The sequence below is a fragment of the Caballeronia sp. AZ1_KS37 genome (assembly GCF_023631165.1).
Taxonomy (GTDB): Bacteria; Pseudomonadota; Gammaproteobacteria; order Burkholderiales; family Burkholderiaceae; genus Caballeronia; species Caballeronia zhejiangensis.
Map to the genome: position 1 here is coordinate 30254 of NZ_JALQDP010000041.1, position 16794 is coordinate 47047.

General features: G+C 63.4%; 15 protein-coding genes. 8 read left to right on the forward strand and 7 right to left on the reverse strand.

What is annotated here, in order from left to right; genetic code table 11:
* Window position 1: 1 nt before the first annotated feature.
* A complete protein-coding gene (locus NCS00_RS28235) occupies window positions 2–1255 on the reverse strand; it encodes a hypothetical protein (RefSeq protein WP_250441578.1) in 1254 nt (417 codons plus the stop codon).
* A gap of 608 nt (window positions 1256–1863) precedes the next feature.
* Between NCS00_RS28235 and coxB the strand changes: the two genes are divergently transcribed.
* The 7 genes from coxB (at window position 1864) to NCS00_RS28270 (ending at window position 8625) form a co-directional block, all read left to right on the forward strand.
* On the forward strand, window positions 1864–2841 hold the full coding sequence (coxB, locus tag NCS00_RS28240) for a cytochrome c oxidase subunit II (protein ID WP_250441579.1): 978 nt from the start codon (window positions 1864–1866) through the stop codon (window positions 2839–2841).
* Entirely contained in the window at window positions 2838–4823 is a 1986-nt protein-coding gene (gene ctaD, locus NCS00_RS28245) for a cytochrome c oxidase subunit I (RefSeq protein WP_250441580.1), read from the forward strand. Before coxB ends, ctaD begins: the two co-directional genes overlap by 4 nt.
* Complete coding sequence (locus NCS00_RS28250) at window positions 4820–5434, forward strand: cytochrome c oxidase subunit 3 (protein WP_008345952.1); 615 nt, start codon at window positions 4820–4822, stop codon at window positions 5432–5434. Before ctaD ends, NCS00_RS28250 begins: the two co-directional genes overlap by 4 nt.
* Window position 5435: 1 nt before the next feature.
* Window positions 5436–5873 (forward strand): hypothetical protein, encoded by a 438-nt coding sequence (locus NCS00_RS28255; RefSeq protein WP_250441581.1) that lies wholly within the window; start codon window positions 5436–5438, stop codon window positions 5871–5873.
* A gap of 56 nt (window positions 5874–5929) precedes the next feature.
* On the forward strand, window positions 5930–7180 hold the full coding sequence (locus NCS00_RS28260; RefSeq protein ID WP_250441630.1) for a c-type cytochrome: 1251 nt from the start codon (window positions 5930–5932) through the stop codon (window positions 7178–7180).
* A 104-nt stretch (window positions 7181–7284) separates the two neighbouring features.
* Window positions 7285–7509 (forward strand): hypothetical protein, encoded by a 225-nt coding sequence (locus NCS00_RS28265; RefSeq protein WP_250441582.1) that lies wholly within the window; start codon window positions 7285–7287, stop codon window positions 7507–7509.
* Between the two features lie 240 nt (window positions 7510–7749).
* Window positions 7750–8625, forward strand: coding sequence for a glucose 1-dehydrogenase (locus tag NCS00_RS28270; RefSeq protein ID WP_175981939.1), 876 nt, complete (start codon window positions 7750–7752; stop codon window positions 8623–8625).
* A gap of 395 nt (window positions 8626–9020) precedes the next feature.
* Here the strand turns inward: NCS00_RS28270 and NCS00_RS28275 are convergent, their stop codons facing one another.
* The 6 genes from NCS00_RS28275 to NCS00_RS28300 all read right to left on the reverse strand — a co-directional run bounded on the left by NCS00_RS28275 (window position 9021) and on the right by NCS00_RS28300 (window position 16266).
* Window positions 9021–9257: a hypothetical protein gene (locus NCS00_RS28275; protein ID WP_008345957.1), complete on the reverse strand. Its 237-nt coding sequence runs from the start codon at window positions 9255–9257 to the stop codon at window positions 9021–9023.
* Window positions 9258–9283: 26 nt separating this feature from the next.
* Window positions 9284–10288: a chemotaxis protein CheB gene (locus NCS00_RS28280; RefSeq protein WP_008345959.1), complete on the reverse strand. Its 1005-nt coding sequence runs from the start codon at window positions 10286–10288 to the stop codon at window positions 9284–9286.
* A 50-nt stretch (window positions 10289–10338) separates the two neighbouring features.
* Window positions 10339–14502: a CheR family methyltransferase gene (locus tag NCS00_RS28285; RefSeq protein WP_250441583.1), complete on the reverse strand. Its 4164-nt coding sequence runs from the start codon at window positions 14500–14502 to the stop codon at window positions 10339–10341.
* Window positions 14503–14778: 276 nt separating this feature from the next.
* Window positions 14779–15438: a recombinase family protein gene (locus NCS00_RS28290; protein WP_051078960.1), complete on the reverse strand. Its 660-nt coding sequence runs from the start codon at window positions 15436–15438 to the stop codon at window positions 14779–14781.
* 189 nt (window positions 15439–15627) lie between these two features.
* Window positions 15628–15855: a hypothetical protein gene (locus NCS00_RS28295; protein ID WP_034470053.1), complete on the reverse strand. Its 228-nt coding sequence runs from the start codon at window positions 15853–15855 to the stop codon at window positions 15628–15630.
* 168 nt (window positions 15856–16023) lie between these two features.
* A complete protein-coding gene (locus NCS00_RS28300) occupies window positions 16024–16266 on the reverse strand; it encodes a DUF6723 family protein (RefSeq protein ID WP_033536913.1) in 243 nt (80 codons plus the stop codon).
* Between the two features lie 268 nt (window positions 16267–16534).
* On the opposite strand from NCS00_RS28300, the gene NCS00_RS28305 reads away from it, so the two are divergent.
* The gene (locus NCS00_RS28305; RefSeq protein ID WP_250441584.1) at window positions 16535–16789 is read left to right on the forward strand and encodes a hypothetical protein; all 255 of its coding nucleotides are present in this window, start codon (window positions 16535–16537) and stop codon (window positions 16787–16789) included.
* The last annotated feature ends 5 nt before the right edge of the window (window positions 16790–16794 follow it).

The window sequence follows — 16794 nt, forward strand, 5'->3', positions numbered from 1 at the left end:
TTCAACGCGGATTCGCCGCGATGAAATTCTTGAGCGCGGTATAGACGGGTTTCTTCGTCACGCCGTCGTTGAGCATGATGCCGTAAGGGCCCTGACCGGTGGGCGGATCGTCGTAGAGCTCGTAGACCTGTATCGACTGAATGTTGTATTGCGGCGCGATTGAGAGAAGCCTGCCCATCATGTCGTTGGCCATGTAAGTGGCCGCCTGATCGACGGTGCCGGGAAAGTCCGGACGCATGCCCACTTCGTTGATCCAGATCGGCTTGCCGAACGACAGCAGCGTGCCGACTACGTTGTAGCAGCGGATTCCGCATGCGTGCGTGATATCGCCCTGCTCCGAGTACCAGTGCCACGCGGTGATGTCCCACGTCACGATGGGATGTCCGCTCGTGCCGTCGGGTTGCGTGCCGTTGGCGAGCATCGTATCGAGGCCGAGGTGCATCCACGTATTGCCGCCGATGATGATCTTGCCGACAGCATCCACCGACTTGATGCCCGCGATCAATCCGCGAATCACGCCGCGCGCGATCCGATAACAATCGTTGTGGTAATCGGCCGGATTCACGCCGTCGACCGCACCGACGAGACATGTCGGTGCAAGTTCGTTGGTGACTTCGTAATAGGCATATTGCTGCACGCTGACGATTTGCTGAGCGAGCGTGAAGCTCGCCTGATAAGCCGAATTCTCATCGGCGAAGTTGAGGTCTTGCAGGATCACCGGATAAACCATCACGCCGGATTGCGCCATGATCTTCGCGAACTTCGCGAGATTTTTCGCGCCGGCTACGTTGGAAATGTCGTTGCGGTACATCGTCATGTTGAGGTCTTTCAGTTGCGCGGCTTGTTGCTCCGGCGTCGACGTCTGATATGGACCGACCCAGTTGGCATGACCGTTCATGCCATAAAACACGCTGCCCGCAGGCGCAATCACAGGCTTTGCGGTGCTGCTCGCGCCGCCGGGGCTGCTCGCCGCCGACGGCGCCGATGCAACCGCTGGCGCCGATGCAACCGCAGGCGCCGACGCTCCGCCGTCCGAAGGGCTCGACGCCGCTATGGGACTCGATGCACCCGAAGGACTCGATTGCGCGCCACCGGTCGTGCTCGCGCCGCCAGTTTCACCGCCGCCACCGCCGCCGCATGCGGCCAACAGAAGCGCGATCGCGAAACCCGGCCATATCGAAAGCCGCCCCGCTGAAATAATGCGCCGCGATTTGAAGATATGAGCAACGGATCGAACGAAAGTAATGGCTTTCATGGCGCGTTCGGAATATTCAAAATAGATATCGAGCGGCCGGTTCATTGCCGGAATTGAAACGCCCGCGTCGCGCGGCGAAATGCGAGCGCGAACAGGCTCAGCCGCGTTCGACGAATGACGAACGCGGCCCCGCTTCGATACGAGAGATAAGACGACGCCCCACTGACCGATGCGCGCAAACGCGATGGCGCGAGCGTGGCAATCGCCGGACGCAACAAAGGGCCTTCGCGCTGCGTTTCAATCGAGCGCGCGAAGGAGAATCGGAAACCATCGAAAGACACGAACATGCATGGACATGCATGTCGCAAATACGTTAGTACATCATAACGTCGGTGCGCGCTTATTCAAGCATTGCGAGTGAATCGGCGAAGAATACTTATCGAATCGATAAGATCCATTGGACTGATGAAAACGCTTCGCGAAATAAAGCGCATTACATGCGTTGCGCCGTAAGGCTATCGTTGGGATCGTGGATTGCTCGGGGAACGAAGCCCCGCGCACCCGTCTGGCGTGCCGGAACCTCACTGCGAGCCAATCTTTCAAGGAGATACATGCGGATGCCTGCTACGCACAAAGCGATCCATTGTGCCAGCCGTAGCACCCGCGCCATGATCGCTTTTCTCGCCGCATTCGTTTGTCACGCGAGCGCGCGCGCCGACGCGCCGCTCAATTACTTCCTTCACGCCGACGGTCCCGCCGCCACGCCGACGATGCGTCTCGGCTGGGCGCTCGCGGCACTGGCCGTCGCCGTCGCGCTGATCGTGAGCGCATTGCTCGTCGGCGCGATCATCCGCAAGCGTCCGCCGCCCACGAAGCGCGATGCATCGCACGTGCAGGGCGAAGGCGGCGGCATGCGCTGGGTCTGGATCGGCACGGGCATCTCGTCGGTCGCGCTTTTCGTCGCGCTCGCCTATGTGCTCGTGACGCTCGAATCGGTCGCGTCGCCGAGAAAGGAGCCCGCGCTGACCATCGCGGTCACGGCCTACGACTGGTGGTGGAAGATCGACTATGCGGGCGTGACCACGGCCAACGAGATTCACATACCGGTCGGCGAGCCTGTGAAAATCGAATTGCGCAGCGCCGATGTCATTCATGCGTTCTGGGTGCCGCGTCTCGCGGGCAAGACTCAGACGATACCGGGTGTCGTCAACGAGCAATGGATTCAGGCGGATCGCGCGGGCGTGTATCGCGGGCAATGCTCGCAGTTTTGCGGCGCGCAACACGCGCATATGGCCTTCGAAGTGATCGCGGAACCGCGTGCTCAATTCGATGCGTGGTACGCGGCGCAAGCGCGCCCGCATGCCGCCGACGCCACCGCGAGCGCCGGGCAGCGACTCTTTCTCGATCGCTGCGCGGGCTGTCACGCCGTGCGCGGCAGCGATGCGAACGGCACGCAAGCGCCCGATCTCACGCATCTGAATTCGCGCAGGCTCATCGCCGCCGGCACGTTGCCGAACACCGAATCGAATCAACTCGACTGGATACGCCATGCACAGCGCATCAAACCGGATTCGCTGATGCCATCGATCGCGCTCACAGCGGCCGAAGCCGCCGCGCTCTCCGCTTATCTTCGGACACTGCAATGACCGAACACGCCACGTCCCCGCCGCCGCTGCAACGCACGCTCGCGATCGGCCGCATCGAACCCGGCAGCGCCGAAGAACGCAAGCTGCGCGAGACATGGGAAACGCCACCGGGATGGCGCGGCTGGCTTTCGACCGTCGATCATAAAAGCATCGGCTTGCGCTATCTCCTCACCGCGTTTGCGTTTCTGATCGCGGGCGGCATCGAGGCGCTCATCATGCGCGTGCAGCTTGCGCGCCCGGACTCGACGCTGCTCACGCCCGAGCAATACAACCAGCTCTTCACGATGCACGGCGTGACGATGATCTTCCTTTACGCGTTGCCCGTGCTCTCCGGCTTCTCCAACTATCTGTGGCCGCTGATACTCGGCGCGCGCGACATGGCGTTTCCGCGCCTGAATGCGCTGTCGTACTGGATCTTTCTTTTCGCCGGACTCTTTCTGTATGCGAGCTTTCCGTTCGGCGAAGCGCCCAACGCCGGCTGGTTCAACTATGCGCCGCTTGCCGGTCTCACTTACAACACCGGTCCCAACATCGATGTCTATGCGCTCGGCATGGTGCTGCTCGGCATCTCGACGACAGTCGGCTCGATGAACTTCGTGGTCACGTTCCTGCGCATGCGCGCGCCGGGCATGTCGCTCGATCGCGTGCCGGTGCTCGTGTGGGGCACGCTCACCGCATCGGGCGGCAACCTGCTTGCAGTGCCATCGGTGAGTCTCGCGTTCTTTCTGTTGTGGCTTGACCGGCGCATCGGCACGCATTTCTTCGACGTCGTCAACGGCGGCCGCGCGCTGCTCTGGCAGCATCTCTTCTGGATCTTCGCGCATCCGTGGGTGTATGCCGTGGTGCTGCCCGCGATGGGCATCGTCTCCGATGCGCTCCCGGTCTTCTGCCGCAGGCCGCTGGTCGGCTATCTGCCGGTCGCGCTGTCGACCGTCGCGACGATGGTCATAGGCTTCGTCGTATGGATCCATCACATGTTCGCGACGGGCATTCCCGCGCTCGCGCTGTCGTTCTTCGGCGCGGCGAGCATGGTGATCGCGATACCGAGCGCGGTCGCGACGTTCGCATGGATCGCGACGATATGGACGGGACGTCCCGTGTTTCGCGTGCCTTTTCTGTATTTCGCGGGCTTCGTGTTTCTCTTCGTGATCGGCGGATTGTCGGGCGTGCTCACCGCAGCGGTGCCTTTCGACTGGCAACTCACGGATACCTATTTCGTCGTCGCGCATCTGCATTACGTGCTACTCGGCATCAACGTGTTTCCCGTTATCGGCGGCATCTACTTCTGGTTCCCGAAATTCACCGGGCGCATGATGAGCGAGAGGATCGGGCGCATCGGCTTCTGGATTCTGTTCACGGGCTTCAATATCGCGTTCTTTCCGATGCATATCGCGGGTTTGCTCGGCATGCCGCGACGCATCTATACCTACGCGCCCGACATGGGCTGGAACACGGTCAACATGATTACGTCGATCGGCGCGTTCCTGTTCGCGTTCGGCGTGCTGATCTTCGTGTGGGACTTCGTGTACAGCCTGCGGCGCGGTCCCGTTGCGGGCGATAACCCCTGGGATGCGCCCACGCTCGAATGGGCGACTTCATCGCCGCCGCCGCCGTATAACTTCGCGATCGCGCCGCGCATCGCGAGCCGTCATCCGCTATGGGAGGAACGCATTTCCGGCAAGATGCGTTCGCGGCTCGACGAAGGGTACATCCTCGACAAGGGACGCGAGGCGCTCGGCACCACCGCGCTCGACGGCGATCCCGACGTGATTCTCAAGATGCCGGAAGACTCGTATGCGCCTTTCTGGCTCGGCGTCGCGTCGCTGGTGTTCTTCTCGGGCCTCGCATTGACCGCATGGTGGCTCGCGGCGCTCGGGTTGATCGGATGCGGCGCGGCCATCGTCGTATGGTTGTGGCCGCGCCGCGAACTCGGCCAGCGCGACGATACGCCCGAGCCGCACGAAACCGGAGCGACACCATGAGCGATTTCGCGGAAGCGTTGCCCGAACGCGCGCGTCTGCCCATCGGCAGTCCGGGCGAACGGTCGGGCGGATGGTGGGGATGTCTCACGCTCGTCGCGACCGAAGCGGCGCTCTTCGGCTATCTGATCTTCTCGTATCTGTATCTCGCTTCGCAGACGACACAACACTGGCCGCCCGAAGGCATGCCGAAGCTCGGCCTCGGCATCGCGAACACCTGCATTCTGTTGTCGAGCAGCGTGTTCGTATGGGCAAGCGAGCGCTTCGTGCGGCGCGGAAAACGCGGCATGGGCGTGCTGATGCTCGCTATCGCGCTCGCGCTCGGGGCGATCTTCGTCGGCATACAACTCAAGGAATGGGCCGATCATCCCTACGGCCTGACGACGCATCTCTACGGCTCGCTCTACTTCACGATCACCGGCTTTCACATGATGCATGTGCTCGTCGGCCTCGTCGTGCTCGCGTTCCTGCTGCTATGGACCGCGCTCGGCTACTTCGACCGGGCGCGTTCGGCGGCGCTGACCATCGGCGGCTTGTATTGGCATTTCGTCGATGTCGTATGGCTCTTCATTTTCGCGACGCTGTATCTGTCGCCCTACGTGCTGGCGAAATGAAATGAACGATGCATCGCCCATCGACGAAAAGCGGCATCCCGTGCGTCCGGGCGGCATGGCGCTCGCGATCGGTCTCCTGCTCGCACCCGCCGCGTGGATGACGCAGACGACGCTCGCGCAGACCATCGCCGCGTGGGGCTGCTTCCCGCATGAGCGTCCGGTGAACGCGCCCGCGATGCCTTGGCTCGAGCACGGCATCGTGCTGCTGGCGCTGGTCGCGTTGCTGCTGGGCGTCGCGGGCGGCGTCGTCGCGTGGCGCAACTGGCGGCGTACGGGCGAGCTTGCATCGACGCTGAAAGAGCATGGAACGATCGACAGACATGCGGCCCGCGATGCGTTCATCGCGCGGGCGGGGGCGCTTGCGAGCGCGCTCTTCGTGTTCGCGCTGATCGCGACGGATCTCGCGTGGCTGCTCGTGTCGCCATGTAGAGGACGCTGATCGTGACGACGTTCCGACGCCGCGCGCTCTTCTGCGCTTTCACGCTGATCGCATCGATGCCGCTCGCTCGCGGACAGACGCCCGATCTCGTCACGCGCGGCGCGTATCTCGCGAAGGCCGCCGATTGCGCCGGCTGTCATACCGCGCCGCCCGCGCCCGGCAAACCGCAGCCGCATCCGTTCGCGGGCGGCCTGCCGATGGGCTCGCCCTTCGGCACGATCTGGTCGAGCAACATCACGCCGGACCCGCAACATGGCATCGGGCGTTATAGCTACGAGGACTTCGCGCGCGCGTTGCGTGAAGGCGTCGCGCCGGGCGGCAAGCATCTTTATCCGGCGATGCCTTATCCATCGTTCTCGAAGATCAGCGACGGCGACATGCGCGCGCTCTATGCCTATTTCATGCACGGCGTGGAACCCGTCGCGCAAGCCGCGCCCGAAACGCATCTGCCGTTTCCGTTCAGCCAGCGCTGGGCGCTCGTCTTCTGGAATCTGGCCTTCAGGCCGACGGAACCGTTCACGCCCGATCCGAAGCGCGAAGCGCAATGGAATCGCGGCGCCTATCTCGTGCAATCGCTCGGGCACTGCGGCGCGTGCCATACGCCGCGCGGACCTGCCTATAACGAACGCGGCTATACCGAATCGTCGCGGACGTATCTCACGGGCGGCACCAACGATCACTGGTACGCGCCGAACCTGACCGGCGTATCGGGCGCGGGACTGGGACGCATTGCACCCGACGACATCGCCGCGTTTCTCAAGACGGGGCACGGCGCGGGTCTCGCCACCTTCGGCAGCATGGTGCAGGTGGTCGAAGACAGCACGCAATATCTCGACGATCAGGATCTGCTCGCGATCGCGTCGTATCTGAAGAGCCTGCCGGCGAACGGAAACGGCGGCACCTACGATGCGCGCTCGCGCGCGGCGCAACAGAGCGTGGCCGCATTGCGCACCGGCGACGACGAGCGTCCCGGCGCGGGTCTCTATCAAAGCGCATGCGCGCGCTGTCACAAGAGCGACGGCGCGGGTGAAGCGTTCAAGTATCCGCGGCTTGCGGGCAATCCGGCCGTGCTGTCGGAGAAGCCCGATTCGCTCGTGCGGATGGTGCTGCAGGGCGGCAACGCGCCATCCACGGAACATGGGCCGCAGCCGAAGAAGATGCCCGCGTTCGCCGACAAGCTCACCGATACGGAAATCGCCCGCGTGCTGACCTTCGTCCGCTCGGCATGGGGCAACGATGCTTCGCCTGTCACGACGCGCGACGTGCGCAGCATGCGCGATGCGGTCTCGAAGCGCGCGCAACCTTGAATTGACGAAGCGAAAGTGACCGATTCACTGCGCCGCATCGGCGATTCGCGGCGCGTTGTACCATGGTTGACTGGACAAAATTTCCTACTACGCGAACGTCCGCCATGGCCAACACCAGAGCTTTAGAGGAACTCGCACGTCTTGACCTGCATATCGAGAATTGCGGGCGGCGCATCGTCGAGCAGACGGAACGCCTCGAATCGCTCCGACAGTGCGGATGGAACACCGACGACTCGGAAAGCCTGTTGCGCAATCTCATCACCAGCCTGCGCGCGCTCGATCAGCTTCGCAAGACCGTGGTCAAGGAAGTCGACGAAGCGGACCACTGATCGCCATTACCGCTCTTCGCGCGTCGTAAGGCGCGGATTCCGCACGCCGTGTTTCGATTCCTGGAACGCTCGATGCTGACACGACCGCATGACCGCGCATGCGGTCGTCTTTCTAACCAGCACCGGAGTCGTGAATGAAAACACTCGTCAATGAAAGAGCGCGCAGCGCCGCTCGTACAGGCGCCCTCAGGGAAAGCCGGGCCACGGTCGTTCTTGAAGCGGCAGCGTAAGGAGCACGACATGAGCAATACCACCGATAGCGGATACCCACGCCCGCCGATGCCGGCGCAACAGCAGGACAATCGCCCGGGACTCACCGGCCCGATGGACCCGCCGCCCGATCACGGCGAATCGAGCTACAAGGGCAGCAACCGGCTCGCCGGCAAAGTCGCGCTCATCACGGGCGCGGACAGCGGCATCGGCCGCGCGGTGGCGATCGCCTATGCGCGCGAAGGCGCGGACGTCGCCATCTCCTATCTCAACGAGCATGACGACGCCGAGGAAACGAAGCGCTGGGTCGAGAAAGCCGGACGCCGCGCGCTGCTTCTGCCCGGCGATATCACGGATCGCGAGCATTGCAAGCAGATCGTCGCGAAGACGGCCGAAACGTTCGGGCGCATCGACGTGCTCGTGAACAACGCGGCGTATCAGGCGACTTACGACAAGCTCGAAGACATCAGCGACGACGAATGGGACAAGACCTATTCGACGAATATCGGCGCGATGTTCCGCATCACGAAGGCCGCGCTCGCGCATATGAAAGAAGGCAGTTCGATCGTCAACACGACGTCCGTCAATGCCGATGCGCCGAATCCCGGACTGATCGCGTATGCGAGCACGAAGGGCGCGATCCAGAACTTCACGGGCGGGCTTGCGCAACTGCTGGCCGAGCGCGGCATACGCGCGAACTGCGTGGCGCCGGGGCCGATCTGGACGCCGCTGATTCCATCGACGATGCCGCCTTCGAGCGTCGAGAACTTCGGCAAGCAGGTGCCGATGAAGCGCCCCGGACAGCCTGCGGAACTCGCGGCGCCTTATGTGATGCTGGCATCGGACGAGGCGAGCTACATATCAGGCGCGACCATCGCGGTAACGGGCGGCAAGCCGATTATTTAGCGCGGCCGGGGCACAGCGAATGCTGTTTTGAAAGCATGAAAGGCTTCGCGCAAACCCGCGCGAAGCCAACGACAAGAGCGGGCGATGAGCCCGAACAATCATGCAATCCGACATGTTGAAGCTGGCCCGTGAATCCGGAATGACCGTTCTGCTCGACGGCAGGATCGGACAGCAGGCGTACATGAGCGTCAGCGGATCGGCGGATGCGCTGCAAAAATTCGCTCACGACGTGCACGCTTCGCTATCCAGGGAGCCGCGACGCAAGGCACGCGCGGCACGCTCGCCCAGCCTCAATTCGCTCGTCATGGCGCGTATGCGCGAGTGCATCGCCGCACGCGCGTGTCGCGGCGTCGGCACGCTGCATCGCCGCCGACAGACCCCGCGCGGAGCACGTCCTACGTTAAGATCCCGCTCTTCCACTGCGCGATGCGAGCGACAATGAGCGAGCGATGCTGCATCATGGCCGTCAGCGTGTCTTCGAGCGTGCTGAGCAGCCTGACCGCATCCGTCGTGTCGTGTCCGCCGGAGCGCAGTTGCTCGATGATCTTGCGCTGACGCTCGATGCGTTCCTTGCCTTCGTTGATATCGCGATCAGCCTGGACAAGCGCCAGGCTCTCCGCTTCGAGATCCATTCGATCCTCCGTTTCCCGTCAGTTCGTCAGTTCGCGGATGAAGATGCTGTCTGCACCGCTTCGCGCAACAATTCGACGAGACGTTCCGCTTCGTCGATGCGCGCCTGCTCGATTTTTATCTGATCTTCATTGCCCGACCGCTCCGCCCAGCGCTGCCGCTCTTTCGCGAAGATGACGCGCTCGTGCACCGCGCGCATGGCCGACCAGATCGCCGTCTCCGAACGCGCTTCGATGCCCTCCTCCAGCGACAGCCCGGTGAACGCATGTCCGGTATGGCAGCGATAGCGCATCGGATGATCGTCCTTGATGCGCCACAGCGCGCCGCCGCAATCGGGACATGTCAGCGCCGACCGCTCGCCGACTTCGTCGAGCGAATCGATATCCGACAGGCGGCTGGCTGCGAGGCGAGCCTCTTTCTCGAACACGTTCTTGTTCATCTGCGCTCCCTCGGAAGCTTCGTCGGACGACATCCCGTGCACCGCCGCCTGAATGCACCGCGAGAGTTCGCGCTCGACACACAGCAAGTCGGCGCCGCACGATTCGAGTGCGGCACGCGGCATGCTCGGCGCTTCGCAATCGTCCGGATTCTGCACGATGGCGAAACCGCGTTGGGCGCGGATGTTGGCGAGACCGGCAGCGCCATCGTCGAGATCGCCGCTCATCACGACGCCGACGACACGCGCCCCGTATTCCATCGCGGCACTGCGAAACAGCGGATCGGCGGCGGGCCGCGAGAAGTTTTCCTTCGCACCCTCGCTGAGCCACACGCGCCCTTTCGACAACACGAGATGCCGGTCCGGCGGCGCTACACGGATGGTTCCATGTTCGACCTTTTCGCCATGCGTTGCATAACGCGCGATCAACCGTCCCCAACTCGTGAGCAGGTCCGGCAGCATGCTGGCGTGACGGCCGATATGCAGCACGACGAACACCGCAGCCGGAAGATCGGCGGGAAGCGCGCTAACGAGCGCCCTGAGTCCCTGAAAACCGCCTCTCGATGCACCGATCACCACGATGTCCCGTTCAGCCATAGCGCCTCCTGTCTGATCTGGGAAGCAATCGGCGGACCGGCGCCGGTGCTTCAGCCGCCGCGCTCCTTCTCGCGCCCCGGCTCGAGCAATACATCGAGTGTATGAAGCAGCTCCGAAAAATCAACCGGCTTGGTCAGATGCGCGTCGAAGCCCGCCTGACGCGCCGCGCGCTTATCCTCGTCGCGGCCGAACCCCGTCAGTGCGATCGCCTTCACATCCGCGAGCGTCGTGTCTGCGCGCACGCGCCTGATGAACGTGTAGCCGTCGATGCCGGGCAACTGGATATCCGATATCACCGCATCCACGGAACCCTTGCCGAGCAGTTCGAGACCCTGCTCGGCGCTCGATGCAATCTGCACCGACGCCTGCTCGAGCTCGAGCAGCGCGGCGAACGATGCGGTCGCTTCGACGTCGTTGTCGACGAGCAAAAGGCGCGCGCCGCTGACGGGCCGCGCGCGGTCCTCGCTGCGCGGCGGCACGGCCTGTTGCGTCGCGGCGGCGGGCAGCCAGACCGAGACCGTCGTGCCGCGGCCGAGGCCATCGGAACGCGCCTCGATGCGCCCGCCGTGCATGTCGACGAGCTGCTTCGCGAGTGCAAGGCCGATGCCGAGCCCGGACGATGTCGGATTGCGCCCGCCTTGCCGGTACATGTCGAAGATATGCGGCAGAGCGGACGCCTCGATGCCCTGCCCGGTATCCACGACATCGATACGCACCATGCCGCCGTCGCGCGCGATCCGCAGATCGACGGAACCGCCGCGATCCGTGAATTTCAGCGCATTGGAAACGAGGTTCCAGAGAATCTGCTCGCAACGCACAGAATCGGCGAATGCGTAGATCGGCTCCGCGCGATTGCTCGCGAGCAGCGCGATTCCACGTTGCACGGCTTCCGTTTCGGCGACATCCGCGATGCGCGCGAGTACGCCCGCGACATCCACCGGCGCGATGCTCAGCGCGAGCTTGCCGGTGCGAACGCGCGAAAGATCCAGCAGATCGTCGATGATCTGCGCCTGCCCGCGCACCGCGCGGCGGATCGAATCGGCGGTTTCCTGCACCACTTCGATACCGCGCGTTTCCGGCAGGCGCGGCAGGATTTCCGCCTTCATGCCGATGAGGTTCAGCGGATGCTTGAGTTCGTGCGACAGCATCGCGATGAAGTCGTCCTTCAACTGGTTCGACAGCGACGCCTTCTCGCGCTCGGCGTGCTCGTGCGCGAGCGCTTCGCGGTTGGCGTCCTCGCGCATTTTGCGCTCGGTCAGATCGCGCGCGATCTTCGCGTAACCCGTGAACGACGGATCGGAGATCGGCGTCACCACGCCGCTGCAATACACGCGGCGTTCGTCGCGCGTGATGTGCCAGCGTTCGTCGTCGGCGCGTCCGTCGCGTTCCGCGAGTTCGCGCTCGTTCGCCGGCACGTTCGCCGCGCGGTCTTCGGGCGAGTAGATGAGCGAGATGTTCCTCCCGACGACTTCCTTCTCCGAGAAGCCGAAGATGCGCTCCGCGCCCGCGTTCCAGGTGACGATCGTGCCGTTCGGATCCTGCACGATGATCGCGTAGTCGGCGGTCGATTGCGCGACGAGCCGCAGACGCTCTTCGCCGATGCGCGCCGTCTCTTCGGCCACATGCCGCGCCGTGACGTCGATGAGCGTGAGCACCGCGCCGTCGATGCGGTCATCGGCCGTGCGGTACGGCAAGAGGCGCATCAGATACCATTTGCCGTCGTGGCTCTCGACTTCGCGCTCGATGAGCTTGAGCGTATCGAAAGCCTGCTTCACGTCGTCCGCGAGCGAGGAATAGCGCAGCGAATGCGTGATGTCGAAGAGCGAGCGGCCGATATCGACGTCGATCAGCTTGAACACGCGCGTCGCGCTCGTCGTAAAGCGCTTGACGCGAATCTGCTTGTCGACGAACACCGTGGCGATTTCCGTCGCCGCGATGATGTTCTGCAGGTCGTCGTTCGCCTTCGCCGTGTCCTCGACGCGCGCCTGCAATTCGGCGTTGACCGTGGTCAGTTCCTCGTTCACCGATTGCAGTTCTTCCTTGCTGCTTTCGAGCTCTTCGGTCGCCGAGCGCAGCTCTTCGTTGATCGCCTGCAATTCCTCGTTCGACGCCTTCAGTTCCTCGACGGTCGTCTCATGCTGCTCGATCGTCGTCGCGAGTTGCTCGCGCGTGTGCTGCAGTTCGCGTTCCAGTTGCAACAAGAGCGGATCCTGGCCGCGTTGCTCGGGCAGTCCTTCGTCGGCCATGTGCTCTTGCACCTCGTCGAACAATACGAGGAAAAAGTCGGCGTTCACGCCGGTGTCATGAAATGGACGCACCGTCATGTTGACCCAGACGGCGCGGCCGTCCTGAGTCAGCTTGACGCGCCGCGCCTCGACGCTGCCGCCCGTCTGATGCGCGCGAAAGAGCGTCGTGCGCAGGTCGAGCCGCAACTCGGGCAGCACGAGCGCCATGATGTTTGAGGACAATTCGCCGCCGCCGTGCCGCAGGAATCGCCCGGCCGTCGTGGACAGATGCACGATGTTCGAATCGCGATCGACAACGACGCTAGGCGGCGCATATTCTTCCAGCACGCGCTGATGCAGCGCCGCGAAGGAGAAGCTGCGGCGCTCCGGCGTTTCGGGCCCGGCGGCCATGCTCACCGGCGCGGCGGTCGTCATCAGCTCTTCGCGCGGCCCGATGTTCGTGGGGCCGAGCGAAGGAAACGAGACCGGCGGCTTCACGCGGTTCAGCACGGTGCGCGCGCGATAGATGCGGCTCTTCTTGTCCACGATGGTGAAAAGATCGTCGGCGGTATCGGCGGATTCGGCCGTGCCGAGAAAGAGATAACCGCCCGCCCGCAGCGCGAAGTGAAAGAGCTCGAGCACTTGCCGCTGCACCGCGCGATCGAGATAGATCAGCACGTTGCGGCAGGAGATCAGATCGAGATGCGAAAACGGCGGATCGCGCAGCAGGCTGTGCGCGGCGAACAGAATGCGCTCGCGCACCGATTTGACGATCTGGTAGCGTCCGCCTTCGTGCTTGAAATAGCGGCGCAAAAGCTCAGACGGGATATCGGTCGCGATCGAGCCGAGATAGGAGCCGCTGCGCGCCTGCGCGATGGCGGGCTCGTCGATATCGGTGGCGAAGATCTGATAGGTCGCCTCGAAACCGGCGGTTTCGCGCGCCTGCGCGAGCATGATCGCGAGCGAATAGGCTTCCTCGCCGGTCGAGCAGCCGGGCACCCACACGCGTATCTGCGACTCGCCCTTGGTCGCGTCGAGCAACTGCGGCACGACATCGCGCCGCAGCGCGTCGAACGCCTCGCGATCGCGAAAGAACTGCGTCACGCCGATCAGCATGTCGGCGAGCAGCGACGTGGTCTCGTCCGGATTCGAGCGCAGATGATCGCGGTATGCGCCGATATCGCGCAGCCCGTTCACCTGCATGCGCCGCTCGATGCGCCGCAGGATGGTCGCGCGTTTGTAATGACGGAAATCGTGTCCGGTGCGAACGCGCAGCTGCATGAGGATATCGCCCAGCGCGCGCTCGGCGCTGCCCGCCGTGGGCGGCGTTTCCTTCTCGGCCGCTTCGTTGGCCTCGGCGATCGGCAGGTGGATTTTCTTGGCGTTGTTCCAGAGATCCAGCAGCTTCTCGGGCATCTCCGCCGCCGGCAGGATGAAATCGACCTGGCGCGTGGTGATCGCGTGTTGCGGCATTTCGGCGAAATGCGCGTCTTCCGGTTTCTGCGCGACGGTGATGCCGCCCATCTCCTTGATGCGCAAGAGTCCCGCCGCGCCATCGGAGCCCGAGCCGGACATCACGATGCCGATCGAACGCGTGCCGTGCGCCGACGCGAGCGTGGCGAAGAAGTGGTCGATGGTCGTGGGCGCGCCGTTGGCCGCGCGATCCACCGCACGAAGATGACCCTCCGACATTTCCAGATGCTTGTCGGGCGCGTTGATATAGATATGATTCTTCTCGATGGCCGTGGTCGCGGAGACCTGCATGACCGGCATGTCCGTCACGCGTTGCAGGACTTCATCGGCGCGGCTCAGGCGATCCGCCGGCAAATGCACGATGACCACGAACGCCATGTCCATTTCGGCCGGCGCGTTATCGAAGAAATTGAGCAATGCTTCGATGCCGCCCGCGGACGCGCCCATGCCGACTACGGCGAAAGGCAAGGGTTCGAAGTTCTCGGATGCCGCCGCCTTCGATCGACTGCTGGTCATGTCTCCGAATCCTCCGGGTTCATCCCTTGTTTCCGATCACCGCGCATATTGTTTGAGTTCACTCGTGAGCCATGTCGTTGTAATGAAAACGCGGCGCGGGACGCGCGGCGCGCCTCTTGAGGCATCGATTGTAGTGTACGCAACGCGACCATTCGGCGCGCGGGTTTCAATTCGACGCGTTTGGCACGCGTCGTCAGACATGGAAGCATAAAACCGGCCGCTGCGTCAGGACACGCAGGGAGAGAAACGTCGCCCGGAGACGAACCGTGCGTCGCGCTACTTCGCGTCGTTGGCGGCGAGCGGCTCGGGTCCGTCCGGAGCCTCGATGACCGCGTGCACCGCGCGCTCTTGCGGCGGAGCGGCGTGCGCGTTGCGCAAGCGCATGATGGTCTGCCGCGACGTGTTGAGCGAGCGGGCGATCTCGGTCACGGTGAGGCCGGCGTCGAGACCGAGCATCGCCTGACGTTGCTGCGCTTCAGAAAGCGAACTCGGGCGGCCCTGCGCGACGCCACGCTCCTTGGCGGCGCTCGCCGCCTCGCGCGCGCGGCTGCGGCGCGTGACGCGCTCGAGCTCTTCCGCGAGCCGCAGCGTCTCGACGAACGCGAGACCTTCCTTCGAGCACAGATCGCTCTTGCCGTACGCGAGACAGATCGTGGCGATGCCGCGCCGCTCCAGCAGGCCGATCGTCGCGACGACGTCCTGCACGCTGTTGCCGAGACACCAGAGTCTCGTCGTGATCATCGTGTCGCCCGCCTGCAGCCGTCGCAACGCGCGCTGGAACGCGGGGCGCGCAGCCGCGGCGATCGTGCAACTGCAGCGCTCGACGAAGACCGCGCTCATATCGACGAGAAAACCCGCGGAGTCTATCTCCAGCAAGTCGCGCTCGTGGGTCGGTACACCTCTGCTTTCCTCGAAAACGTATACGACGGTTGCCATCGGTTCGGCCTTTTTCCGGTGCAAAGATCGTGCGCGAGCCATAACGGACAGACGCACGGATGCCTGCAGTATGACAGTCCGAAACGCGCGTTCAAGGTACGAAACCCGTTATTTTCGGACTTTCGGACGCAGTCGAAGGAACGAGCGGGATCCCGCTCGACTTGTTTCGAAACGATGCGAACGATCGTTTCAGGCGGCGGCTGCCGAATGCCACAGACGGCGGTCCACCTCGTCCTTGCCCGCGACGAGCGCGAACGCACGGGCTTCCTCGACGGACGCGAAATGTCCAAGCACGCCCGTCGCGCGCTGGAGCCCTCCGGTGTCGGAGATGATCGTCATCGCGGCGTAGAGACCGCCGTCGAATGCGGCCATCGGCATGATGACGAAGCCGCGATAGGTGACTTGAGGCTGGTTCATGGCGTGCCCTCTCTCTTTTATCTAATGACCGTCCCTTGCTCTTTCGGGCAGTGTGAATGCCCGTAGGCTGTGCGCAGATTGTCCATCAGAAGAATGAGCCGACGATCAGGGGAAACCATAATCAAATATCGTACGAAAGTAATCCCTTTAGGCGGCACGACCGTACGTTCACAACTCCGGGCGCGCCAGGTCGGCCTTCACGAGCTCGTCGCCTCGGTCGAGCGCGGCGGCGACCGCGGCCGCCTTCGACGGAAACGGACCGATGCTGTCGGCGCCGTCGAATGGAAACAGCAGCTTGCCGTCGGTTTTGCGCACGACCTTGAGCGTGCCGAAAAAACCGCTTGCGCTGCTGCCCCGGTACGAGGCGTAAATTTGAAAGTCGTCCTCGCTGGTTCCGGGCGTAGGCGTCATCGTGCGCGTCGGATACAGGACCAGCTTAGGGCGTCGGCCGCTCGATTGATTCACTGGAATCACCGCTTCTCATGTCGATGATTCATTGTGGGACACCGCACATGCGCTCATCGTGTACTTAACGCATCCCTTCGCGCCGCTGTTGCGAAGGGGGTCGACGGCATGTCCATTGCTGCATGCCAAGACCCGAAAACCGGGCGACTTGCGCATAAACCGCGCGAAGTCCCAATGCCCGAGACCGATAACAAGAACGATGAAGGAAGCGCAAATGCGGGCCACCATCCTCTCCCACGAAGTACCGTCGGAAGTATCGTCCGTGGAGGTGCATCGGTTCAGCTTCAGGATCGACGACGAGCCGTCGCGACCCATGACCGAATTCATATCGCTGCGCACGGCGCGCGTGCTCGTGCAGCACTTCGAGGATGGCAACGCGTTCATCCGGATGCTGCGGGCGATCGTCGCCGCGCGTCGCGACGAATACGACGACCTGCTCGGACGCGTGTATACGGATCAACCCGGCTGAAAGGA

Bases quoted from the DNA above. Each gene is read 5' to 3' on its own strand.
- NCS00_RS28235 (WP_250441578.1), bottom strand. From the start codon at position 1,255: ATGAAAGCCATTACTTTCGTTCGATCCGTTGCTCATATCTTCAAATCG.
- coxB (WP_250441579.1), top strand. From the start codon at position 1,864: ATGATCGCTTTTCTCGCCGCATTCGTTTGTCACGCGAGCGCGCGCGCC.
- ctaD (WP_250441580.1), top strand. From the start codon at position 2,838: ATGACCGAACACGCCACGTCCCCGCCGCCGCTGCAACGCACGCTCGCG.
- NCS00_RS28250 (WP_008345952.1), top strand. From the start codon at position 4,820: ATGAGCGATTTCGCGGAAGCGTTGCCCGAACGCGCGCGTCTGCCCATC.
- NCS00_RS28255 (WP_250441581.1), top strand. From the start codon at position 5,436: ATGAACGATGCATCGCCCATCGACGAAAAGCGGCATCCCGTGCGTCCG.
- NCS00_RS28260 (WP_250441630.1), top strand. From the start codon at position 5,930: ATGCCGCTCGCTCGCGGACAGACGCCCGATCTCGTCACGCGCGGCGCG.
- NCS00_RS28265 (WP_250441582.1), top strand. From the start codon at position 7,285: ATGGCCAACACCAGAGCTTTAGAGGAACTCGCACGTCTTGACCTGCAT.
- NCS00_RS28270 (WP_175981939.1), top strand. From the start codon at position 7,750: ATGAGCAATACCACCGATAGCGGATACCCACGCCCGCCGATGCCGGCG.
- NCS00_RS28275 (WP_008345957.1), bottom strand. From the start codon at position 9,257: ATGGATCTCGAAGCGGAGAGCCTGGCGCTTGTCCAGGCTGATCGCGAT.
- NCS00_RS28280 (WP_008345959.1), bottom strand. From the start codon at position 10,288: ATGGCTGAACGGGACATCGTGGTGATCGGTGCATCGAGAGGCGGTTTT.
- NCS00_RS28285 (WP_250441583.1), bottom strand. From the start codon at position 14,502: ATGACCAGCAGTCGATCGAAGGCGGCGGCATCCGAGAACTTCGAACCC.
- NCS00_RS28290 (WP_051078960.1), bottom strand. From the start codon at position 15,438: ATGGCAACCGTCGTATACGTTTTCGAGGAAAGCAGAGGTGTACCGACC.
- NCS00_RS28295 (WP_034470053.1), bottom strand. From the start codon at position 15,855: ATGAACCAGCCTCAAGTCACCTATCGCGGCTTCGTCATCATGCCGATG.
- NCS00_RS28300 (WP_033536913.1), bottom strand. From the start codon at position 16,266: ATGACGCCTACGCCCGGAACCAGCGAGGACGACTTTCAAATTTACGCC.
- NCS00_RS28305 (WP_250441584.1), top strand. From the start codon at position 16,535: ATGCGGGCCACCATCCTCTCCCACGAAGTACCGTCGGAAGTATCGTCC.